This is a genomic window from gamma proteobacterium symbiont of Axiagastus rosmarus, from assembly GCF_059730925.1.
The window spans coordinates 2,691,601-2,714,018 of sequence record NZ_AP035925.1; the positions used below are offsets into that span (position 1 = coordinate 2,691,601).

The 22,418-nt window shown below is 57.7% G+C and carries 24 protein-coding genes; 8 read left to right on the forward strand and 16 right to left on the reverse strand.

Annotated features, from left to right (window positions below):
- Positions 1-5: 5 nt before the first annotated feature.
- From AC6I8F_RS12640 to AC6I8F_RS12680, 9 genes are all read right to left on the reverse strand, one after another.
- The gene (locus AC6I8F_RS12640; protein ID WP_021508377.1) at positions 6-470 is read right to left on the reverse strand and encodes a YbjO family protein; all 465 of its coding nucleotides are present in this window, start codon (positions 468-470) and stop codon (positions 6-8) included.
- Between the two features lie 66 nt (positions 471-536).
- Positions 537-1,382, reverse strand: coding sequence for a putrescine ABC transporter permease PotI (gene potI, locus AC6I8F_RS12645; RefSeq protein ID WP_058757786.1), 846 nt, complete (start codon positions 1,380-1,382; stop codon positions 537-539).
- Positions 1,379-2,335, reverse strand: coding sequence for a putrescine ABC transporter permease PotH (gene potH, locus AC6I8F_RS12650; RefSeq protein ID WP_021508379.1), 957 nt, complete (start codon positions 2,333-2,335; stop codon positions 1,379-1,381). The genes potI and potH overlap by 4 nt, the downstream gene beginning before the upstream one ends.
- A gap of 9 nt (positions 2,336-2,344) precedes the next feature.
- Positions 2,345-3,478, reverse strand: coding sequence for a putrescine ABC transporter ATP-binding subunit PotG (gene potG, locus AC6I8F_RS12655; protein ID WP_021508380.1), 1,134 nt, complete (start codon positions 3,476-3,478; stop codon positions 2,345-2,347).
- Between the two features lie 119 nt (positions 3,479-3,597).
- Positions 3,598-4,707, reverse strand: coding sequence for a spermidine/putrescine ABC transporter substrate-binding protein PotF (potF, locus tag AC6I8F_RS12660; protein ID WP_498028085.1), 1,110 nt, complete (start codon positions 4,705-4,707; stop codon positions 3,598-3,600).
- A 372-nt stretch (positions 4,708-5,079) separates the two neighbouring features.
- Positions 5,080-5,559, reverse strand: a complete 480-nt coding sequence (locus AC6I8F_RS12665) for a type III secretion system chaperone family protein (RefSeq protein ID WP_021508382.1) — start codon at positions 5,557-5,559, stop codon at positions 5,080-5,082.
- Positions 5,560-5,646: 87 nt separating this feature from the next.
- Entirely contained in the window at positions 5,647-6,549 is a 903-nt protein-coding gene (rimK, locus tag AC6I8F_RS12670; protein ID WP_021508383.1) for a 30S ribosomal protein S6--L-glutamate ligase, read from the reverse strand.
- 17 nt (positions 6,550-6,566) lie between these two features.
- On the reverse strand, positions 6,567-7,289 hold the full coding sequence (nfsA, locus tag AC6I8F_RS12675; RefSeq protein WP_241797763.1) for an oxygen-insensitive NADPH nitroreductase: 723 nt from the start codon (positions 7,287-7,289) through the stop codon (positions 6,567-6,569).
- A gap of 12 nt (positions 7,290-7,301) precedes the next feature.
- On the reverse strand, positions 7,302-7,553 hold the full coding sequence (locus tag AC6I8F_RS12680; protein ID WP_058769528.1) for a DUF1418 family protein: 252 nt from the start codon (positions 7,551-7,553) through the stop codon (positions 7,302-7,304).
- Positions 7,554-7,761: 208 nt separating this feature from the next.
- Here AC6I8F_RS12680 and AC6I8F_RS12685 point away from each other — a divergent pair, with 208 nt between their 5' ends.
- Entirely contained in the window at positions 7,762-8,025 is a 264-nt protein-coding gene (locus tag AC6I8F_RS12685) for a GrxA family glutaredoxin (protein ID WP_010618314.1), read from the forward strand.
- Between the two features lie 33 nt (positions 8,026-8,058).
- Here AC6I8F_RS12685 and ybjM read toward each other — a convergent pair whose 3' ends face one another.
- Entirely contained in the window at positions 8,059-8,430 is a 372-nt protein-coding gene (gene ybjM / locus AC6I8F_RS12690) for an inner membrane protein YbjM (RefSeq protein WP_021508386.1), read from the reverse strand.
- 260 nt (positions 8,431-8,690) lie between these two features.
- Here ybjM and AC6I8F_RS12695 point away from each other — a divergent pair, with 260 nt between their 5' ends.
- From AC6I8F_RS12695 to ybjG, 3 genes are all read left to right on the forward strand, one after another.
- Positions 8,691-10,379 carry an aspartate:alanine antiporter gene (locus tag AC6I8F_RS12695; RefSeq protein WP_021508387.1) on the forward strand — a complete coding sequence of 563 codons (1,689 nt, stop codon included), beginning with the start codon at positions 8,691-8,693 and terminating at the stop codon, positions 10,377-10,379.
- Positions 10,380-10,580: 201 nt separating this feature from the next.
- On the forward strand, positions 10,581-11,336 hold the full coding sequence (locus tag AC6I8F_RS12700) for a phosphatase PAP2 family protein (RefSeq protein ID WP_152391186.1): 756 nt from the start codon (positions 10,581-10,583) through the stop codon (positions 11,334-11,336).
- Entirely contained in the window at positions 11,323-11,928 is a 606-nt protein-coding gene (gene ybjG, locus AC6I8F_RS12705) for an undecaprenyl-diphosphate phosphatase (protein ID WP_021508389.1), read from the forward strand. Before AC6I8F_RS12700 ends, ybjG begins: the two co-directional genes overlap by 14 nt.
- Before the next feature lie 48 nt (positions 11,929-11,976).
- Here ybjG and AC6I8F_RS12710 read toward each other — a convergent pair whose 3' ends face one another.
- Positions 11,977-13,182 (reverse strand): serine hydrolase, encoded by a 1,206-nt coding sequence (locus tag AC6I8F_RS12710; protein WP_059008996.1) that lies wholly within the window; start codon positions 13,180-13,182, stop codon positions 11,977-11,979.
- A gap of 274 nt (positions 13,183-13,456) precedes the next feature.
- Here AC6I8F_RS12710 and AC6I8F_RS12715 point away from each other — a divergent pair, with 274 nt between their 5' ends.
- Positions 13,457-14,113, forward strand: coding sequence for an HAD family hydrolase (locus tag AC6I8F_RS12715; RefSeq protein WP_021508391.1), 657 nt, complete (start codon positions 13,457-13,459; stop codon positions 14,111-14,113).
- Here the strand turns inward: AC6I8F_RS12715 and AC6I8F_RS12720 are convergent, their stop codons facing one another.
- The gene (locus tag AC6I8F_RS12720; RefSeq protein WP_498028086.1) at positions 14,114-15,247 is read right to left on the reverse strand and encodes a PQQ-dependent sugar dehydrogenase; all 1,134 of its coding nucleotides are present in this window, start codon (positions 15,245-15,247) and stop codon (positions 14,114-14,116) included.
- Between the two features lie 113 nt (positions 15,248-15,360).
- A complete protein-coding gene (locus AC6I8F_RS12725; protein ID WP_021508393.1) occupies positions 15,361-15,996 on the reverse strand; it encodes a carbonic anhydrase in 636 nt (211 codons plus the stop codon).
- A gap of 372 nt (positions 15,997-16,368) precedes the next feature.
- Here AC6I8F_RS12725 and AC6I8F_RS12730 point away from each other — a divergent pair, with 372 nt between their 5' ends.
- A complete protein-coding gene (locus tag AC6I8F_RS12730) occupies positions 16,369-16,734 on the forward strand; it encodes a helix-turn-helix domain-containing protein (RefSeq protein WP_021508395.1) in 366 nt (121 codons plus the stop codon).
- Positions 16,735-16,860: 126 nt separating this feature from the next.
- The gene (gene rimO / locus AC6I8F_RS12735) at positions 16,861-18,186 is read left to right on the forward strand and encodes a 30S ribosomal protein S12 methylthiotransferase RimO (RefSeq protein WP_021508396.1); all 1,326 of its coding nucleotides are present in this window, start codon (positions 16,861-16,863) and stop codon (positions 18,184-18,186) included.
- On the opposite strand, the gene AC6I8F_RS12740 is transcribed toward rimO, so the two are convergent.
- On the reverse strand, positions 18,183-18,632 hold the full coding sequence (locus tag AC6I8F_RS12740; RefSeq protein WP_021508397.1) for a DUF4385 domain-containing protein: 450 nt from the start codon (positions 18,630-18,632) through the stop codon (positions 18,183-18,185). The two genes, rimO and AC6I8F_RS12740, sit on opposite strands and share 4 nt — an antisense overlap.
- Positions 18,633-18,748: 116 nt before the next feature.
- Here AC6I8F_RS12740 and AC6I8F_RS12745 point away from each other — a divergent pair, with 116 nt between their 5' ends.
- Positions 18,749-20,416 carry a methyl-accepting chemotaxis protein gene (locus AC6I8F_RS12745; protein WP_498028087.1) on the forward strand — a complete coding sequence of 556 codons (1,668 nt, stop codon included), beginning with the start codon at positions 18,749-18,751 and terminating at the stop codon, positions 20,414-20,416.
- Between the two features lie 127 nt (positions 20,417-20,543).
- Here AC6I8F_RS12745 and gsiD read toward each other — a convergent pair whose 3' ends face one another.
- Together gsiD and gsiC are read right to left on the reverse strand one after the other, a co-directional pair.
- Positions 20,544-21,449 (reverse strand): glutathione ABC transporter permease GsiD, encoded by a 906-nt coding sequence (gsiD, locus tag AC6I8F_RS12750; protein ID WP_262256202.1) that lies wholly within the window; start codon positions 21,447-21,449, stop codon positions 20,544-20,546.
- 10 nt (positions 21,450-21,459) lie between these two features.
- Complete coding sequence (gene gsiC / locus AC6I8F_RS12755; protein WP_021508400.1) at positions 21,460-22,380, reverse strand: glutathione ABC transporter permease GsiC; 921 nt, start codon at positions 22,378-22,380, stop codon at positions 21,460-21,462.
- Positions 22,381-22,418: the final 38 nt, after the last annotated feature.

The window sequence follows — 22,418 nt, forward strand, 5'->3', positions numbered from 1 at the left end:
TTGTATCACCGGCTGCGGAAAAATGCGCGACTGCTGGCCGGCACAAACAGCAGCAGCAGCACCAGCACATCCGGCAGTTTCTGCAGCAGCGTGTGGTGAATAATCTGCGCGTTATTCTCGCCGGGAATGCTGAAAATCTCCGGATAGATCCAGCCCACCGACGCCATCAGCATGTACAGCAGCACCACGATCTGTGTGGCCACGTAGCCCCAGCGCCCGGCATTACTGCCGCGCATCAGGGTAAAGGCACAGCGCAGTTCAAACAGGAAAATCAGCTGACTGGCGATAAAGATTAGCGTGGAGTCCCACGCCTGCGCGCTGCGGTGCACGAAATTGGCGATTTCGTCATAGCCCAGCTCATTGGCCAGCATCAGCACACTGATACAGCGCGTGGCGATAATGGCGCTGCCGGCAATGGTCACCGGCACGGGCGTGGAGGTTAACACCAGGTTTTTCAACGTTTCCGACATTGCGCGCGCTCCATAAGAAAAGGCTGACAGAGTCAGCCTTGCTTATATTGGCAAATGTTGCGTCACTCAGCCACGTTTTGCTTTCTGAATATCGCGCAATCGCTGTTTTTCTTCGTGCGCCATAAAGCGCCAGGCGATAAAGCCGACCAGCCCGACCACAAACAGAATCAGCGAGGCCAGCGCGTTGATCTCCGGATTGACGCCGCGGCGCACCGTGGCAAAGATCGCCATCGGCAGCGTGGTAGCGCCCGGGCCGGTGACGAAGCTGGCGATCACCAGGTCGTCCAGCGACAGAGTAAACGCCAGCAGCCAGCCGGTAATGATCGCCGGGGCAATCATCGGCACGGTAATCACGAAGAACACCTTCAGCGGCGTGGCGCCGAGGTCCATCGCCGCTTCTTCAATTGAGCGATCCAGCTCGCGCAGTCGCGAGTTGATCACCACCGCCACGTAGGCGGTACAGAACGTGACGTGCGCCAGCCAGATGGTCAGCATGCCGCGATCGCCCGGCCAGCCAAAGGTGTTGCCCATCGCCACGAACAGCAGCAGCAGCGACAGACCGGTGATCACGTCGGGCATCACCAGCGGCGCGGTGAGCATGAAAGCAAAGCCGCTGTGGCCGCGAAAACGCCCGAAGCGCACGATAATCACCGCCGCCATGGTGCCGAGCACCACTGCCATGGTGGCCGACAGCGCCGCGATGGTCAGGCTCAGGCCAACCGCATCCAGCATCGCATCATCCTGGAACAGCACGCGATACCAGTGGAACGAAAAGCTCTCCCATACCGTCACCAGCTGCGAGCTGTTGAAGGAGTAAACCACCAGCAGCAGCATCGGCGCGTACAGGAACAGGAAGCACAGCGCCAGAATCGCGGTGCGCCACGGAGAGCGGATTACCGGTAGCTGATTCATCCCTTCTCCCCCATTTCACGGTTTTGATGTTTGTGGAACCAGACGATAGGCAGAATCAGGATCAGCAGGATGATCACCGCCAGCGCCGAGGCCACCGGCCAGTCGCGGTTGTTAAAGAACTCCTGCCACAAAATGCGCCCAATCATGATGCTGTCCGGTCCGCCGAGCAGTTCCGGGATCACGTACTCGCCCACCGCCGGGATAAATACCAGCATTGAGCCAGCAATGATGCCGCCTTTGGTCAGCGGCACGATGACGCTGAAGAAGGTTTTCAGCGGGCGCGCGCCGAGGTCGAGCGATGCTTCCACCAGCGAATAATCAATGCGCGTCAGCGCGGTGTAGATTGGCAGCACCATAAACGGCAGATAGCAGTAAACGATACCGATATACACCGCCGTGTTGGTGTACAGGATGATCAGCGGATGATCGATCACGCCAAGCCACATCAGGAAGCGGTTGAGGATCCCGTTGTTGTTCAGCAGTCCCATCCACGCATAGACGCGTACCAGGAACGAGGTCCACGACGGCAGGATCACCAGCAGCAGCAGGATGGTGCGCATGGAGGGCTTGCTGTGCGCCACCGCCCACGCCAGCGGATAACCGATCAGCAGACAGATCACCGTTGAGATCGCCGCCACCTTCAGCGAGGTGAGATACGCTTCGGCGTACAGCGGGTCGTCGGTCAGCGTCAGGTAGTTGCCCAGATTAAGCACCAGGTTGAGCTGGTCGTCCGCCCAGGTCACCAAATCGGTGTACGGCGGAATGGCGCGCGCAATATCGGCGAAACTGATCTTCAGCACGATGAGGAACGGCAGCATAAACAGCAGGATTAGCCACAGATAAGGCAGCGCGATCACCAGCTTGCGACCGTGCTGCATTTTCATGCGCGTGCCCCAGCGCTGCAGCGGTGTGCCCGCCACCTCCGGCTCGCTGCGTTGAGAAATCTGGCTCATAGCGCCTCCTTAAACCGTCAGGACCACACAGCTGTCGGCATCCCAGCACAGGCGCACTTCATCGCCCCAGGTGGGCGCGCCTTTCCGGTAGCGATGCGCATTCTGCAGCTGGGCGCTGATCATCTGGCCGCTGCGCAGCCGTACGTGGTAAATCGACAGATCGCCGAGATAGGCGATGTGCACCACTTCGCCGACGGCAAAGTTGCAGCCGTCGGCCGGCACCTCGTCGCACAGCATGACTTTTTCCGGCCGCAGCGCCACGTGCACCGGCACGTTGTCCACAATCGACACATCGGTCTGCACCTTGAGCGGATGCATCAGTCCCGGACTGTCGATCACCACGCCCTCGTCGCGGCGTTCGCGCAGCAGGCCATCAAACACATTCACCGAGCCGATAAACTCGGCGCTGTAGCGGCTGGTCGGATGCTCGTAAATCTCTTCCGGCTCGCCGATCTGCACAAATTTACCGCGGTTCATGATGGCGATGCGGCCCGCCATGGTCATGGCTTCTTCCTGATCGTGGGTCACCATCACGCAGGTAGCGCCTACGCGCTCCAGAATATCCACCACTTCGTGCTGCATGCGGTCGCGCAGTTTTTTATCCAGCGCGCCCATCGGTTCGTCGAGCAGCAGCAGCTTGGGACGTTTCGCCAGGCTCCGCGCCAGCGCCACGCGCTGACGCTGGCCGCCAGAAAGCTGGTGCGGCTTACGTTTGGCGTACTCTTCCATATGCACCAGCGCCAGCATCTCTGCCACGCGGCTGCTGATTTCGCCTTTCGGCAGTTTGTCCTGCTTCAGGCCAAAAGCGATGTTCTGTTCCACCGTCATGTGCGGAAACAGCGCGTACGACTGGAACATCATATTAATGGGCCGCTGATACGGCGGCACGTGGGACAGATCCTGACCGTCCAGCACAATCTGGCCACTGCTGGGAATTTCAAAGCCGGCCAGCATCCGCAGCAGCGTGGACTTGCCACAGCCGGAAGCGCCCAGCAGTGCGAAAATTTCGCCTTTGTAAATGGTCAGGCTGACATCATCCACGGCGTGCTGGCCGTCAAACGATTTCGTCAGGTTGCGGATTTCCAGCAGCGGCGTTAACGCCTTAGCCGTTTTATTTTGGGGGCGGGGAATCGCGTCGTTCACTCACATGTCTCCGGCGCTAAGCGGGATAGCGCGGCACAGCCAGCCGCTAAATGACACAACAGAGGCCAGCACCGCGCCTCTGTTGTCGTTTACCGATAAGGGAATTCGTTCAGAACGAATTACTTACCACTTTTTACTTTAGTCCATGCACGGGTACGCGCACGATCCAGTTTCGGATCCTGGACCTTGAGCACAAACAGTTTGGCCATCGCTTCCGGCGTCGGGAAGATACCCGGATTGTTGCGCACATCCGCATTGATCAGCGGCAGCGACGCTTTGTTGCCGTTGGCGTAGTTCATCTTGTTGGAGACGTCGGCAATCACTTTCGGATCCATGATGTAGTTCAGCCACTGATAAGCCGCATCCAGATTTTTCGCGTCTTTTGGAATGGCCATCATGTCGAAGAATGCCAGCGCGCCCTCTTTCGGTACGCTGTAACCGAGATGGACACCGTTGTTGGCTTTCACCGCGCGATCTTTCGCCTGCAGAATATCGCCAGACCAGCCGATGGCAACGCAAATGTTGCCGTTGGCGAGGTCATTGATGTACTGCGAAGAGTGGAAGTAGCGGATATTCGGCCGCAGCTTCAGCAGCAGGTCGGTCGCCGCACCGGTGTAATCTTTCGCGTCAGAGCTGTTCGGATCTTTGCCGAGGTAGTTCAGCACGGTGGCAAAAATCTCTTCTGGCGCATCGAGGAACGAAACGCCGCAGCTCTTCAGTTTTTCCAGATTTTCCGGCTTCAGCACCAGATCCCAGCTGTTCACCGGCGCATCGGCGCCCAGTGCCGCTTTGACTTTATCGATGTTATAGCCAATACCGGTGGTGCCCCACAGGTAAGGAATGGCGTATTTGTTACCCGGATCGTGCTGGGCCACTTTCGCCATCAGATCGGGATCGAGGTTTTTATAGTTAGGCAGCTTGCTCTTATCCAGCTCCTGGAACACACCAGACTGCAGCTGACGCGCGAGGAAGCTCGACGACGGTACCACCACGTCATAACCGGTGCTGCCGGCCATCAGTTTGCCTTCCAGCACTTCGTTGGAGTCAAACACGTCGTAGACCACTTTGATGCCGGTCTGCTTTTGAAAATTGGGCACGGTGTCGGCCGAAATATAATCGGACCAGTTATAAACGTGCAGCGTTTTATCCTCTGCCTGAGCGCCCACGGCCGCAGCCATCAGCACACCTGCAACCACACCTGGCAACCATTTTTTTGACTGGTTGATCATGTTTTTCTTCCTCCTGAGCGGGTCATCACAACGCTGCATACACGCGATCCGGTCGTTGCGTTGTCTGTTAAATTACAGCCACACAATGAATCAATATTCAGCGGGAGTTTAATAGCAAAAACCTATAGCTGCGCCGTAGTTGCACGTATCAGACAGCCCCGCAAGAATAGCCCCCCTGATTCCTGCGTGCCAGATCCCAGCTTAAAAAACGCCTTTTTGCGATAAGTTATGCATGTTTCTGCTATGCACTCTGGCACTAGCGGCATAAAGCACGACTAATATCTGGCAATAAAGGGCAAAATGCAGAATAAAAAGTGGTGGGCCTGAAATGAAAACTGCCGCAAAAAGCGGCAGTTAGCAGGAGGGAAAAAATCAGTGCAGCATGCTGTGGCTGCTGACACTCGGCGGACGCTCCTCGTCTTCGCCCATCATCAGCAGATGATTGGCGAACGCTTCCATGATCACCATCGAAATCCCCTCTTCGCTCTGCTTCATGAAGTGGGTGAACTGACCAAAGGTGATGCCGGCGCTTACGCTGATTGACTGGCAGACAATCAGCTTCGGCAGGTTGTCATCCTGTATATCGATAAAGGCTTTCACCGTGAGCGAACTGGCATTGATTTGCGACAGTTCACCAACCAGCGGGATCAGCGCGGTGGGCTTTACTTCTGCCAGCGCCGAGAAGAGGATAACGTTATCCACCAGGTCGATTTTCGCGTCAAACACCCCGTCAAAATTCTGCATATGCGGCAGATGCAAAGCCTGACAGGCGTCGCATTCGAACCAGGTGATATTTTGTTGATCCAGCCAGCGACGCAGCATGTCGATGTCAGGAACGACCAGTGAATCCATCGTTGTATCCTGTGGGGTGAATAAATAAGCGCCTTAGCTTACGGAAAATCAGTCGCAGATGCCACGAAAACCGCGCAAAAGCGCGGTTCAGCCCCCGGTTTTCGGACGATAACCGGGACAGGCGTGCTGCTCTATCCAGCGGATCATCATGGCGGCAATGTCTAAACCGGTGCTGCCTTCAATGCCCTCCAGCCCTGGAGAGGCATTGACCTCCATCACCAGCGGCCCCCGGTTGGCGCGCAGAATATCCACGCCCGCCACGGCTAATCCCAGCGTCGTGGCCGCTTTGACCGCGATCTCGCGCTCCTGATCGGTAATGGTGACGGCGCGGGCGCTGCCGCCGCGGTGCAAATTAGAGCGGAAATCGCCCTCTTTCGCTTCCCGCTCAATCGCCGCCACCACTTCGTCGCCAATCACCAGGCAGCGGATGTCGCGCCCGCGCGCCTCTTTAATGAACTCCTGCACCAGAATATGCGCATTGAGACCGCGAAACGCATCGATCACGCTCTCTGCCGCCTGGCGGGTTTCCGCCAGCACCACGCCGATCCCCTGCGTCCCCTCCACCAGTTTCACCACCAGCGGCGCGCCGCCGACCATGGCGATAACATCCTGTGTATCATCCGGCGACGAGGCAAAGCCGGTAACCGGCATGTCGATGCCCTCGCGCGCCAGCAACTGCAGCGAGCGCAGCTTGTCGCGTGCACGGGTAATGGCCACCGACTCGTTGAGCGGATAGCTGCCGAGCATCTCGAACTGACGCAGCACCGCCGTACCGTAAAAGGTGGTGGCGGTGCCGATGCGCGGGATCACCGCGTCGAAATGGCCGAGCGCCTCACCGCGATAGTGCACCGCCGGCGAGTCGGAGTTGATGTTCATGTAGCAGGAGAGCGGATCGATCATCTGCACCTGATGGCCACGCGCTTCCGCGGCTTCACGCAGGCGTTTACAGGAGTAGAGCGCGCCGTCACGGGTGAGAATGGCCATCTTCATTGCAGCGGTCCCTGTGCTTAGCGCGTTGCCCAGCCCTGCTGATGCAGGTAGTCCAGCATGAACGGTCGCGTTTCTTTAATAATCAAACGCTGAATCAGTTCACTCCAGGTTTCCGAGCGCTGATTGCTGTCGCGCTGCTGATAGTAAGCGGTGATTTGCTGGTCATATTGCGCCAGCACCGCTTTATCCAGCGGCTGGTAGCGGTTTTCATGCACCAGCATCGCCTGCGGCATGCGCGGCTTGACGTCCGGTGACGCGTCGGGATGGCCGATGCAGAAACCAAACAGCGGCAGCACAAACTTCGGCAGCCCCAGCAGCTCCGTCACCTGCGCGATGCTGTTGCGAATGCCGCCAATAAACACGCCGCCTAAACCGAGCGATTCCGCAGCGATCATGGCGTTCTGCGCCATCAGCGCGGTATCGACACAGCCCAGCAGCAGCTGTTCGGCACGGCCCAGCTGAGCCTCAGGGCAGATTTGCTGGTGGCGGTTGAAGTCGGCGCAGAATACCCAAAACTCCGCTGCGGCGCTGACCCACGGCTGGCCGCCGGTGAGCTGCACCAGTTGCTCGCGCAGGGCGCGGTCGGTGATACGCACAATGGAAGAACACTGTAAAAAACTGGAGGTCGAGGCCGCCTGCGCCGCAGCGATAATCGCGCTGCGCTGGGCGTCATCAATCCCCTGCTCAGTAAAGGCGCGAATGGAACGGTGGCTGCAAAGCAAATCAATAGTCGGCGTCATAATCCTCTCCGGTTACTTCTTTTTGTGGGTGTGATTGAACAACTGCGGTGCCATCGCCTTTGCGGTGCGCCACATCATCAGCCACGCTGCCGGCAGCATCAGCGCAATGCCGAGGAAAAACAGCAGCGTTGCCAGCGGTTTTTTCGCCATGAATGCCGGTGCCGCCAGCCAGTCGTTGACCAGCAGCAGCGCGCCAATCACTGCCAGCACGCCCAACGCTTCCAGCAGTAGCACGGGTTTGGGCAATGTCGCCAGATTACGCATGGTTCAGGGCTCCTCAGTGTTCATCTGTTTCTGCTGCAGGTGATACCCGAATACTGTAGTACGGCATTGTGACCGGGTATAGACAGCGCGCATTAGAGTAACAGGCAATTTCTGCTTTTCTTAAGCAGGATGGGCGGGCATGATGTGACGCATTATTCACGCTGTGATGTGAGACAAGTCACAAAACAGCAGCGGAAGGAGAGAAGCAATGATTGCAGTGATTTTTGGCCGTTCCAGCTGCCCTTACTGCGTACGAGCAAAAGAGTTAGCCACGAAGTTAACCAGCGAGCGCGACGATTTTAATTATCAGTACGTCGATATTCAGGCGACCGGCATCACCAAAGCCGACCTGGAAGCGCGTGCCGGCAAACCGGTTTCTACCGTGCCGCAGATCTTCCTCGACGACCAGCACATCGGTGGTTACACCGAATTTGCGGCGTGGACCAAAGAAAACCTCGGCATCGAAGCCTGACCTGACGGGCCTGCGGGCCCGTCTTCGCTTCACTCAGCTGGTGCGCATCGCCAGCATAATGCGCAACAGGCGCACCAGCAGCGCACCGCACCCCGCCCAGAATAGTGCACTCAGGCTCCACGCCGTCACCAGCAGCAAGCTGTGCGTCATCGGCATCACCAGCCACACCCACATCATGCCCAGCAGCGTCCCGCCCAGCGCGATCCACAGTGTGCCGATCAGCGGACTGTCCGGCTGCAGCAGCGCCATCACGATGCCCGGCAGCAGAAACAGCAGCAGTTCCGGCTGTCCACGCACCGCCTGCGTCGCGGCGGCGGACCAAAAATGATGTGCAAAAATAAACACCAGCGTATAAAGCATCACGCCCAGAACCGATGCTGGCCAGCGATTATTGCGCTGCAACATACCTCTCCTCAACTTTGACGTTAACAATATTGAAACTTTTAACTGCCCTGATGCGCTTACGTGGAAATAAAAAGAAACAGCTGAAGGCAGAAGGAATGAAAACTGCTGATAGCTGAGGGTGTTAATTATGATTAGAATGGCGCCGCTTTATGTGGGTCACAGATTAAGAACATTCGGTGACCGGGCCGTGCGCTGCCGTCACAAGATAGCGAAAAAATCCCCTCCCATCAACCCGTTACAGGTAAATAAGAAGTTAAACCGTGAACATTAACGTCGCAGAATTGTTAAGCGGAAATGACGTTCTGTTATTATTTGTCGTATTAGCCCTCGGCCTGTGCCTGGGTAAATTACGCCTTGGCTCCGTACAACTCGGTAATTCTATTGGTGTGCTGGTGGTTTCGCTGATTCTGGGTCAGCAACACTTCGCGATTAATACTGACGCCTTAAGTCTGGGCTTTATGCTGTTTATTTTTTGTGTCGGGGTGGAAGCCGGTCCCAACTTTTTTTCCATCTTTTTCCGCGACGGTAAGAACTATTTCTTTCTGGCGATCGTCATGGTGGTCAGCGCCCTGCTGATTGCGCTGACGCTCGGCAAACTGTTTGGCTGGGATATCGGCCTCACCGCCGGCATGCTGGCCGGCTCGATGACCTCAACGCCGGTGCTGGTGGGCGCAGGCGATACGCTGCGGCAAAGCATCAGCGACACGCAGCTGCTGGGGCGCATGCAGGATAATCTCAGCCTGGGTTACGCCCTCACCTATCTGATTGGGCTGGTCAGCCTGATTTTCGGCGCACGCTACCTGCCGCGCCTGCAGCATCAGGATTTGCCGACCTGCGCCCAGCAAATCGCGCGCGAGCGCGGTCTGGATGCGGACAGCCAGCGCAAAGTGTTCCTGCCGGTGATTCGCGCCTACCGCGTTGGTCCGGAGCTGGTTGAGTGGAGCGGCGGCAAAAACCTGCGCGAGCTGGGGATTCACCGTCAGACCGGCTGCTACATTGAGCGCCTGCGGCGTAACGGCATTCTCGCCAGCCCGGACGGTGATGCAGTTTTGCAGCTCGGCGACGAAATTTCTCTGGTGGGCTATCCGGATGCCCATGCGCGTCTCGACGCCAGTTTCCGTAATGGTAAAGAGGTGTTCGATCGCGATCTGCTCGACATGCGCATCGTCACCGAAGAGATCGTGGTGAAAAACCACAACGCGGTGAATAAACGCCTGAGCCATTTAAAACTGACCGATCACGGCTGCTTCCTGAACAGGGTGATTCGCAGCCAGATTGAGATGCCGATCGACGACAGCATTATGCTCAACAAAGGCGATGTGCTGCAGGTGAGCGGCGAAGCGCGCCGGGTGAAAAGCCTGGCCGATCGCATCGGCTTCATTGCTATTCACAGCCAGATGACCGATCTGCTGGCGTTCTGCGCCTTCTTTATCATCGGCCTGATGATCGGCATGATCACTTTCCAGTTCAGCAACTTCAGCTTTGGCCTGGGCAACGCCGCCGGACTGCTGTTTGCCGGCATCATGCTCGGCTTCCTGCGCGCCAACCACCCGACGTTCGGCTACATCCCGCAGGGCGCACTGACCATGGTGAAAGAGTTTGGCCTGATGGTGTTTATGGCCGGGGTCGGCCTGAGCGCCGGCAGCGGCCTGCAGCACGGTCTCGGCAGTGCGGGCGCGCTGATGCTGCTGAGCGGCCTGCTGGTGAGTCTGTTACCGGTGGTGATTTGCTATCTGTTCGGCGCTTACGTGCTACGCATGAACCGCGCGCTGCTGTTTGGTGCCATCATGGGGGCGCGCACCTGCGCACCGGCCATGGAGATCATCAGCGATACCGCGCGCAGCAGCATTCCGGCGCTCGGCTATGCCGGCACCTACGCCATTGCCAACGTCTTGCTGACGCTGGCGGGGACGCTGATCGTCATCATCTGGCCGCTTTTGCCTGTTTAAAAATATTTTTACACGCGTCAGAACTAATCGGACGCGATACAGTCTGAATAAGTGCCACTGCTTTTCTTTGAAATCCCCAAATTGAGGAGCCCGTTAGCCTTCTGCTAGCGGGTTTTTTTATGCCTGCCGCGCGCGCCCTTAAGGTTTCCCTAAGCGTGATTTGCCACCCTGTGACTCTGGTTTCGCTATTTGCAAATATTCATGCAACTTTCATCAAAGTTAAACACTCCAACAACCCGCAGTGAGATTCGGAGCGCGGCTATTTATTCTCTGTCCGCACGCTTCTACGCTATCAACCTTATTTTGCTGGCAATTCTGGCGCTGGCGTTTCTGTGGTGGTCGCGCCACGAAAGCCTCGACATCGCCATCAGCCAGCGCTGGTTTGATCCGCTCACCCGGCGTTTTCCGTGGCAACACAACCGCTGGCTGGATCTGATTAACCATCGGCTGATGAAGGATGTGATTATCGCTGGCGCGGTGCTGCTGTTACTGCGCGGCCTGCAACAGCGTGACGCCCGGCGCGTGCTGGTGGCCCTGCTGTTTGGCATGGGGCCGCTGGTGGTGGGCATGCTGAAGGCGCACAGCGCGCACTCCTGTCCGTGGGATCTGGCGCTGTTCGGTGGCAATGCCGCGAGCTTTCCGCTGCTGGCGGCGGTGCCGGCCAACAGTGGCCCGGGCCAGTGCTTTCCGGGCGGCCATGCTTCCAGCGGCTTTGCGCTGATGGCGCTGTTTTTTTTGTGGTGGCCGGAGCGTCCACGCCGCGCGCTGCTGGCGCTGGCAGTGGGTATCGCCTGTGGCCTGCTGATGGGCTATGGCCAGGTGATGCGCGGGGCGCACTTTTTCTCCCACAATTTGTGGGCGGGCTGGTGGGTGTGGCTCAGCCAGCTGCTGATTTTTGCCGCAATTTCTTTTTGGGTAAACAAGACGAGGACGAGGAAACGTGATGGAAGCGCTTAACCACACGCTCTTTTTATGGATTAACGCCACGCCGGATTCACCCGCGTGGCTGCTCAGCCTGGCGACCTTTATCGCCAAAGATGTGATTGCTATTGTACCGTTGCTGATTGTCGCCCTGTGGCTGTGGGGACCGCGCGATCAGCTGCAGTCGCAGCGCGCGCTGGTGCTGAAAACCGGCATGGCGCTGATTTATGCGCTGAGCATCTCCTGGTGCGTGGGCCAGCTGCTGCCACACCCGCGCCCGTTCGCCATTGGCTTCGGTCACCAGTTCCTGTCACACGCTGCTGATGACTCCTATCCCAGCGATCACGGCACCACGATTTTTACCTTCGCGCTGGCGTTTATTTTCTGGCACCGTCTGTGGTCCGGGGTGGTTTTGCTGGCGATTGGCAGCGCTATTGCCTGGTCACGCGTGTATCTCGGCGTGCACTGGCCGCTGGATATGCTGGGCGGTTTTCTGGTGGGGTTGCTTGGCTGTCTGGCTTCGCATCTGGCGTGGCAGCTGTACGGTCAGCGCATGCTGGCGCTGACGCATCAACTCTACCGCGCCCTGTTCGCGATGCCGATTAAAAAAGGCTGGGTTCGCGGATAAACAAAGCCGGCAGGCGGGTCAGCCACGGGCTGACCCGCCGCCCTGAAATTAACTGAACCACTTACCGAACCAGCCGTTGAATTTCATCATAATGAAATCCCAGATGCGGCCAATAAAGCCGGCTTCCGGTACATCCTCCATCGCCACCAGCGGACGCTGCTCAATGGTTTTGCCATCCAGCTGGAAATCGATAGTGCCCACTACCTGATTCTTTTTCAGCGGCGCTTCCAGCTGCGGTGTGTTGAGGGTAAAGCTGGCCTTGAGATTTTTCATCTGCCCTTTCGGGATAGTGATCGCCGCATCCTTCGCCACGCCGAGGTTGACCTGGCTGTTTTCGCCAAACCACACGCGCTGCTGGGCAAACGGTTTATCGGCTTTAATCGGCGTAACGGTTTCATAGAAACGGAAGCCCCACGTCAGCAGCTTCTCACTCTCGCGGAAGCGGATTGCATCGGTCTGCGCGCCCAGCACCACCGAAATCAGGCGCATATCGCCGTCCACCGCTGAAGCAACCAGATTGTTGCCCGCCCCCGAGGTATGCCCGGTTTTGATGCCGTCAACCTTGAGGTTGCTACTCCACAGCAGCCGGTTGCGGTTCATCTGTTTAATATTATTAAAGGTAAATTCTTTTTCGCTGTTCAGCGCATACTCTTCCGGCACATCAGCAATCAGGCGCTGGCCGATAATCGCCATATCGCGTGCGGTGCTGTACTGGCCTTCGGCGTCCAGACCGTGCACCGTCATGAAGTGGGTGTTTTGCAGGCCAAAGGCTTTAACGTAATTGTTCATCAGGCCAATAAAGGCATCCTGACTGCCGGCGACATAGTCCGCCAGCGCGATACAGGCATCATTCCCCGACTGGATCACCACGCCCTTATTCAGTTCCGAGACCGGGATGCGGTCGCCCGGCTTGAGGAACATCAGCGACGACCCGCGCAGTTTCGGATTGCCGGTGGCCCAGGCATCCTGGCCGATGGTCACCATGTCGTTACTGGTGATTTTGCCGGATTTCAGCGCCTGGCCGACCACGTAGCTGGTCATCATTTTGGTCAGACTGGCGGGATCAAGACGCTGGTCGGCATTGGACTCTGCCAGCACTTTACCGCTGCTGTAGTCCATCAGAATCCAGGCTTTTGCCTCAATCTGCGGTGCCGCCGGTGCCTGCTCGGCCTGAGTGGTGACAGGGACGAAAAGCAACAATAATGAAGTGGCCGCCAGTGGCCGCCAGACTGAAGTCAGGGATGTTTTTCTCATGAGCGTGACCCAATTGTCCTTGTAAAATCACGGATTTGTGCAGGTAAGACATGTCTTACCAAACGCTAACGGTTCACGCCGGTGAAAAAAACCGCCAAACCGTAAAGTTTTTTAGAGTTTGTTAGAGTAACCCTGGCATTAAGGCCGCTGCGCTGCCAGTGCGCGGGCGTCAGGGCAGAGGAAAAATTGCGAGAAATTCCGAATTTTCGCAGAACAGTTAAGCCAGTCACAAAATTCCGCTAACCTGATGCCAGTCAGCCCGAGGAGAATCATGATGGACTTAGCCGTTTTCGATCTGGATGAAACCCTGATTTGTGAAGACAGCACCAGCCTCTGGCTGCGCTGGCTGGTTTCGCAGGGGTTTGCACCGGAAGAGATCATTCGTCAGGAGCAGGCGCTGATGGCGCAATACCACGCCGGCAGCCTGTCGATTGAAGAGTACATGCGCACTACGCTCTCACCGCTCACCGGCATGGCGACGCTCACCGTCGCAGGCTGGGTGCGGCGCTTTATTCATCGCGATATCCTGCCGCGCGTCTTTCCCGCCGCGCGCGAACGCATTCAGTGGCATCAGCAGCGTGGCGACACGGTAATGATTATTACCGCCAGCGGCGATCACCTCGCCGTGCCGATTGCGGAACGGCTGGGCGTACACGGCGCGCTGGCGATTGGCGTGGAAGTGGTCGATGAACGCTACAGCGGTGAAATTTACGGCACCGCCACTTACCGTGAAGGCAAAGTTTCACGACTCAGCGACTGGCGAGCGCTGCAGCAGGATCGACGCTTTGAGCGCACCTGGGCGTACAGCGATTCGATGAACGATCTGCCGCTGCTGTCGCATGCCGATCATGCATGGGTGATTAACCCGGACGCACTGCTGCAGCAGGAAGCGCAGCAGCGCGGCTGGCAGGTGTGTAACTGGGTGCGCTGATTAACCGCGCGCGGCGCTGGCGGCATCCGCCAGCCCGACTTTCAGCAGCTTGCCATTGGCCTCATCGGTCAGCACATACAGATAACCATCCGGCCCCTGACGAACATCGCGGATGCGTTCGCCACGGTCGCCCAGCAGCCGCTGCGCCTCTTCAACCTTCTCGCCGTTAACGCGCAGTCGGATCAGACTTTTATCTTTCAGCGCCCCGATAAACAGCGAGTTTTTCCACTGGGGAAAGCGCGCGCTATTGTAAAACGCCATGCCGCTGATGGCCGGCGATTGCTGCCAGTAAAACAGCGGCTGCTCGGTGCCGGCAACGGCGCTGCCCTGCGCTTCCGGCACTTTCTGCCCGCTGTAATCAATGCCGTATGTCGCCAGCGGCCAGCCATAATTTTTGCCCTTCGCCGCCAGATTCACCTCATCGCCGCCGCGCGGGCCGTGTTCACTCTCCCACATCTGCTGCGTCCACGGATTGAGCGCCAGCCCCTGCGGGTTGCGCACGCCGTAAGACCAGATCTCCGCGCGTGCGCCCTGACGATGGTTAAACGGATTATCCGCCGGCACCTTGCCGTCCTGCGTCAGACGGACAATCTTGCCCGACAGTTTGTCCAGCTGCTGCGCGCTGCGGCTGGCAAAGTTATCGCCGAACGCGATGTACAGATAGCCCTGGCGATCAAACGCCAGCCGCGTGCCGATGTTGGCACCGCCGGAGAGTTTCGGCGTTTGCTCCAGCACCACCTTAAAATCCTGCAGCTGACGGAGATCTGCGCTGAGCGTGCCGTAACCCACCACGCCGCCCGCGCGGCCGGTGTCATCGGCGGTGGTATAACTGAGCCACACCCGACGGCTTTGCGCGAAGTCCGGCGCCAGCACCACATCCAGCAGACCGCCCTGGCGGTTGGCCCACACGTTGGGTACGCCGCTAATCGGCTGCGATAGCCCCCGGCCCGGCTGCCAGCTGCGCAGCTGTCCGAAACGTTCGGTAATCAGCAGGGTTTGCTGGTCGGGCAGAAACGCCACCGACCACGGATGATCGAGCTTGTCCTGTAATACCTGCACCTGGACATCGGCCGCCAGCGCGGTAAAGGAACCGCTGAGCGCGCCAGCCAGCAGCGCAACACGCCATAAACGCATGGGATTCTCCTTTTCACAGTCTGCCGTTAAGGGTAGTCAGCCAGTAAGAAAGGATGTGCAGGATTTACAAAACATTAAGCCCGCCGCAGTGGCCGGGCTTGTAGCAGGCAGGATTATTCGAAGCAGGTTTCCGGGTTTTCCGACAGTGAAATGAAGGATTCACCGCCTTTGGTCAGCGCAATAATGCCGCCGCTTTCAATATCATAAACCCAGCCGTGCAGGCGCAGCTTACCTTTGCGCAGCGCGACCGAAACGGAAGGATGCGTTTTGATATTGTTGAGCTGGGCAATCACGTTCTCTTTCACCATTTCGTTGAGGCGTTTCTCAACCGATTCGTAGTTGCGCTCTTCCACCACCGCTTTTGCTGCATTGGCGTAGTGCAGCCAGTGGTCAACCGCCGGCATGCTCTCGAGATCGGCGTTGGACGCAATCGCGTTCATCGCACCGCAGTTGGAGTGACCACAAATGATAATTTCGGTTACGCCCAGCGCGACCACCGCATACTCGATGGTTGCTGACACGCCACCCGGCTCCGGACCAAACGGTGGGACGATATTACCGGCGTTACGGATCACAAACAGCTGGCCCGGCTCCGACTGTGTCACCAGCTCTGGCACCAGACGGCTATCCGAACAGGAGATGAATAAAGCTTTAGGATTCTGGTTGGACGCCAGACTCTTGAAAAGATCCTTCCTTTCAGGAAACACATTCTGTTGAAAATTCAGAAAACCTTTGACGATCTCTTGCATTTGTCTGCTCTCACATTATCCACTTCTGCCCCGGCAGAGAGAAACTCACCGCTGGCGCGCTTTAAAATTCTGTAATGTCGATAATAACTTACAATTACCAACCCAATATTTAAGCAAAATCGACCCGCTTGCACAAGCCGGATGTCCGCCATGCTCACTAAGCGTACACCAAACAAAATGTTGCGCCAGGTGACCGCCCTGCCCTGGTATATAAGATTATTAGATTGACAATATTAGATTTGCTCTTTATTTTCTAATTATCCCTTGCAGGGATGGCAGGTGGCACGCAGCACCTTTGATACTTTGCGGGGGAAACCCCGCAGCTATGCACCTGATGACATTGGCAGCGACCTGACGCTACCCGGATAACGTATGTCAAAACAGTATATTTATGATGAAGCAGGCGAACCGCAATTCGTGGTTCTGCCTGTCGCGGAGTATGAAAAGCTGCTTTCAGATGCGGAAAGCAACTGGACAACCCTCGCAATTGAAGCGGATGAACATGATGATGAAACCGTGCCGCATGACGTGGTTGGCATTATGCTCAGCCAGGATATCAGTCTGCAGGCGGCCTGGCGTGTTTACCGTAACCTCTCGCAGCAGTATGTTGCCGAACAATTAGGGACCACGCAAAGTGCAATTTCCCAACTGGAACGCAAAGAGAGTAAACCACAGAAAAAAACGCGCGAGCGCTTAGCCCGACTCTACAGCTGCCGTCCGGAACAATTATTGCTGTAATTCCCCCGGCCACCGTTTGCGTGGCCTTTTTCTCTGATTTCGACAGCGCTTCCCTATACATTTTCCCCGTCAACCTCTGTACAATCGCGCTCCTGTCCACCTTAATTATGATGAATTTTTATCCTTATGAGCCATGTCAAAAATCCGCCGCGTGTAGGCTTCGTCTCTCTCGGCTGCCCAAAAAACCTCGTCGACTCTGAACGCATCCTGACGGAGCTGCGGACAGAAGGCTATGACGTGGTGCCACGCTACGATGATGCGGAGATCGTCATCGTTAACACCTGTGGATTTATTGACAGTGCCGTACAGGAATCACTGGAAGCGATTGGTGAAGCGCTGAACGAGAACGGCAAAGTGATCGTCACCGGCTGCCTCGGCGCCAAAGTGGATCAGATCCGCGAAGTGCATCCGAAAGTGCTGGAGATCACCGGCCCGCACAGCTACGAGCAGGTGCTGTCGCACGTGCACACTTACGTGCCAAAACCCGAGCACAACCCGTTCCTCAGCCTGGTGCCGGAACAGGGCGTGAAACTGACGCCGCGCCACTACGCTTACCTGAAAATTTCCGAAGGCTGTAACCATCGCTGCACCTTCTGCATCATCCCGTCAATGCGTGGCGATCTGGACAGCCGTCCGATTGGCGCGGTACTTGATGAAGCTAAACGTCTGGTGGAAGCCGGCGTAAAAGAGCTGCTGGTGATCTCGCAGGACACCTCCGCGTACGGCGTCGATGTTAAACACCGCACCGGTTTCTGGAACGGTTCGCCGGTGAAAACCAGCATGGTCAGCCTGTGTGAGCAGCTGGCGAAACTCGGCGTCTGGGTGCGTCTGCACTACGTTTATCCGTATCCGCACGTGGATGACGTGATCCCGCTGATGGCCGAAGGCAAAATCCTGCCTTACCTCGATATTCCACTGCAGCACGCCAGCCCGCGCATCCTGAAGCTGATGAAGCGTCCGGGCGCGGTTGAGCGCACGCTGGAGCGCATCAAACGCTGGCGTGAAATCTGTCCGGAGCTGACGCTGCGTTCCACCTTCATCGTGGGTTTCCCGGGCGAAACCGAAGAAGATTTCCAGATGCTGCTCGACTTCCTGCGTGAAGCGCGCCTCGATCGCGTTGGCTGCTTCCAGTACAGCCCGGTTGAAGGCGCCACGGCTAACCAGCTGCCGGATCAGGTACCGGACGACGTCAAGCAGGCGCGTTTTGACCGCTTCATGCAACTGCAACAGCAGATCTCCGCAGAGCGTCTGCAGGAGAAAATCGGTCGCGAGATTCTGGTGATCATCGATGAAGTGGATGAAGAAGGCGCGGTCGGCCGCAGCATGGCCGACGCCCCGGAAATCGACGGTGCGGTGTACCTGAATGGCGATCGCCAGGTGAAAGTCGGCGAGGTGGTGCGGGTCAAGGTCGAACACGCCGACGAATACGACCTGTGGGGCACGCGCGTTTAACCGTACTTTTGCTGGTGCGCTTTTTTGCGCGCCAGATAATCGTTATCGGCGCGCAGCCGGTCCCAGCACGCTTTGAATACGGCCGCCGCAGCGGCCTTTTCTTTTTCTACCGTCCGCGGCAGCTCTTTGCCGTCAGCACCGTATTTCCGTCCGCCCTGATGATTGCTATAGCGGCGCGCGCGGGTGTAGCCCATCTGAATAAATTTGCGCGCCATATCCATACCGACAAAATCATCCTGCGCGCGATACGCCTCGAACAGCTGCATGATTTTTTCTGATGACTGCTGCGCCAGCTCGACGGTGCGAAAGCGCCAGTGCGGCAGAATTTCGCTCTTATAAGGTTCCACCATCAGCACCCCCTGCTCGCCGCGCCCGACCTGATACAGCTCCGGATGCTGACGGAAGTCGAGCTGTTTAAAATCCTGCTGGTAATTGAAGGGTTTCATCCCCTGGCCTCCTGTCCGTAACCATTACGGCGGTGAATTATTTCGCTGCCGCACTTTAGTGATGCTTTTTTCCACCGATAACATAACTACCGGCTCATTTGCTAAGAGATGCTCACATGTTCAACAAGATGAAAATTGTGACCGCCATTGTGGTTATTCTGGTGGTATTCACAGCCATGCAGGCCATATCCGGCTCGCTCTTTTTCTCCTCGCTGCGTGCGGGACAACATAATTTCACCGCCAGCAATCAGTTGTCTCATCAGCAGCGAGAGCTGGGCGACGGCTGGCAAACGCTGGTGAAAACCCGCGTCACCATCAACCGCGTGGCGATCCGTATTCTGAAAAATCAGACCGACGAGCAGTCGCTGGCGGCGATCAACAAGCTGCTGCTGGCAGCCGGTGCCTCGCTGGAAGCGGCGCAGCAGCACGTCAATCAGTATAGAAGCTATCCGCGCATCGACGGCCAGAGTGCGTCGACCGCCGATCTGATCGACAATAAATTCAAAGCGTTTGCCGCGCTGCTGCAGCAGTCCGCCGTGTTTCTGAAAGCCAATAACTACGCGGCCTACGGCAATCTCGATGCGCAGCAGGCGCAGGATGAACTGGAACAGGCTTATCAGCAGTGGCGCGATGAAAACATGCAGCTGATCAATCAGCGCAGCCTGCAAAATGACAGCAACTATCAGCAGGTGCTAATCATGATTGCCGTCATCGCGCTGGTGGTGGTGCTGATGGTGGCGGCGGTATGGACGCTGGTACGCCGCGTGCTGCTGGCACCGATGCAGCAGGTGCAGCAGCAGATCGAGCGCTTTGCCGAAGGCGATTTGTCAGCCAGCCTGCAGGTGGCAGGCCGCAGTGAAATGGCGGCCATTGCCGCCAGCCTGAACCATATGCAGCAGGCGCTGCTTGGTACCATTAATAACGTGCGCGACAGCGCGGATGCCATTTTTGGCAGCGCCAGCGCCATCGCCAACGGTAATAACGATCTCTCGGCGCGGACCGAACAGCAGGCTGCCTCACTGGAAGAGACCGCCGCCAGCATGGAACAGCTGACCGCGACCGTGAAGCAGAATGCTGACAACGCGCGTCAGGCCACGCAGCTGGCGAAAACCGCGTCGGACACCGCCGACAAAGGCGGTAACGTGGTGGAAGGCGTGGTGAAAACCATGCGCGAAATTGCGGACAGCTCGAAGAAAATCGCCGACATTACCAGTGTCATTGACGGTATCGCTTTCCAGACCAACATTCTGGCGCTTAACGCCGCGGTAGAAGCGGCGCGTGCCGGTGAGCAGGGGCGCGGCTTTGCGGTGGTGGCAGGCGAAGTGCGCAATCTGGCCCAGCGCAGCGCGCAGGCGGCGAAAGAGATCAAATTGCTGATTGAAAACTCCGTGCAGCGCGTGGATCTCGGTTCGCAGCAGGTCAGCAGCGCTGGCGATACCATGCAGGAGATTGTCAGCGCGGTGACGCGCGTCACCGATATCATGGGTGAGATTGCCTCGGCGTCCGATGAGCAGAGCCGCGGTATTGACCAGATTGGCCAGGCGGTGAATGAGATGGATCGCGTGACGCAGCAGAACGCCACGCTGGTGCAGGAATCGGCCAGCGCCTCGGCGTCGCTGGAGCAGCAGGCCAGCCGATTGTCATCGGCGGTGGCGCGTTTCAACACCGGCGCACGCCCGGCCGCTGCGGTAACCGAGCGGGTGGTGAAACCGGTGCTGCCCGCCCCGACCCGCGCCCTGCCCGCGGCGGTGAGCCACGGTAACGACAACTGGGAAACGTTTTGATGCGCTGAAGTGTTAATAAAATCAATGACCTGAATAAGGGTCATGCGCCAGGCATTGCAGTTATCGTAGCGGCGCAATTTATTGCCCGATGAATCGCTCCGCTACAACTGCAATGCGGTGTTCACCCTCAGCTCTTCAGTTTCGGGTCCAGCGCATCGCGCAGGCCGTCGCCCAGCAAATTGAACGCCAGCACGGTGAGAAAAATCGCCAGGCTGGGGAAGATCGCCACGTGCGGTGCAATCACCATATCGGCGCGCGCTTCGTTGAGCATCGCGCCCCACTCCGGCGTCGGTGGCTGCGCGCCCAGGCCGAGAAAGGACAGGCTGGCGGCGGTGATGATCGAGGTACCGATACGCATGGTGAAATAGACCACAATCGACGACACCGTACCGGGCAATATGTGACGCATGATAATGATCCAGTCGGAAGCACCAATACTGCGCGCCGACTCGATATAGGTCTGATGTTTCAGCACCAGCGTATTGCCACGCACCAGACGGGCAAATGCCGGAATACTGAAAATCGCCACCGCCACAATCACGTTGCTCATGCCGCTGCCCATGATCGCCACCACCGCGATCGCCAGCAGAATGCCGGGAAACGCAAACAACACGTCGCAGATGCGCATGGTGATACGATCCCACCAGCCTTCGTAATAGCCCGCCAGCAGCCCCAGTACGGTGCCGATCACCGTGCCAATCGCCACCGAGAAGAAGCCAGCGATCAGCGAAATGCGCGTGCCGACCAGCACCCTACTGAAGATATCGCGTCCAAGTGAATCGACGCCAAACAGATGCATCCACGACGGACCTTCGTTGAGCCGGTCGTAGTCAAAATAGTTTTCGGCATCAAACGGGGCGATCCACGGGGCGATAAACGCCACCACAATCAGCAGCAACACAAACGCGCCCGCCAGCAGCGCCACATGCTGACGGCGAAAGCGCCGCCAGAATTCACGCCACGGCGTGCGAACCCGGTTTTCCGTCATCAGCGGCAGGGATTTCAGTGCCGCCTCGCGTCGCCAGTTCTTCAATTGCGACTCCTTACCTGTAGCGAATAGCCGGGTTGATCGCCGCGTAAAGCATATCGACGATCAGGTTAATCAGAATGAACTCCAGCGAGAACAGCAGCACCTCGGCCTGAATCACCGGGTAATCGCGCATCTCCACCGAATCCACCAGCAGACGGCCCAGTCCGGGCCAGTTAAACACCACTTCCACCACAATCGAGCCGCCGAGCAGAAAGCCGAACTGCAGCCCCATCATGGTGACCACCGGAATCATGGCATTGCGCAGCCCGTGTTTGACCACCACCAGCGATTCGCGCACCCCTTTGGCACGTGCGGTGCGCATATAATCTTCCTGCATCACCTCAACGAACGAAGCGCGGGTAAAGCGCGCCATCACCGCGGCCACGGCGGCACCGAGCGTAATCGACGGCAGAATGTAGTGCTGCCAGCTGTCGGCGCCCACCGTCGGCAGCCAGCCGAGCTCGACCGAAAAGACCTGCATCAGCAGCATACCCAGCGCAAACGCCGGAAAGGAGATGCCGGAAACCGCCAGCGTCATGCCGATGCGGTCCGGCCAGCGATTGCGCCATACCGCCGAAACGATGCCGATCGCCATGCCAAACACCACCGCCCACACCATGCTGCTCAGCGTCAGCCACAGAGTAGGAAAAAAGCGCGCGGCAATTTCGGCAGAGACCGGCCGCTTTGACACCATCGACTGACCAAAATCACCCTGCAAGGCATTGAGGATAAAGTGCCAGAACTGCTGAATCAGCGGCTGATCGAGTCCCAGCTCCTGACGCACCAGCGCCACCACTGAGGCATCCGCTTCCGGTCCGGCAATCAGGCGCGCCGGGTCGCCCGGCAGCAGATGCACGAACAGGAACACCAGCACTGCGACAATCAGCAGCGTGGGAATCAGCCCGAGCAGGCGTTTAAGAAAATAGTTGAGCATGCGAAATCCCGCGCAGCATCGGCCAGCCCCGTAAGGCT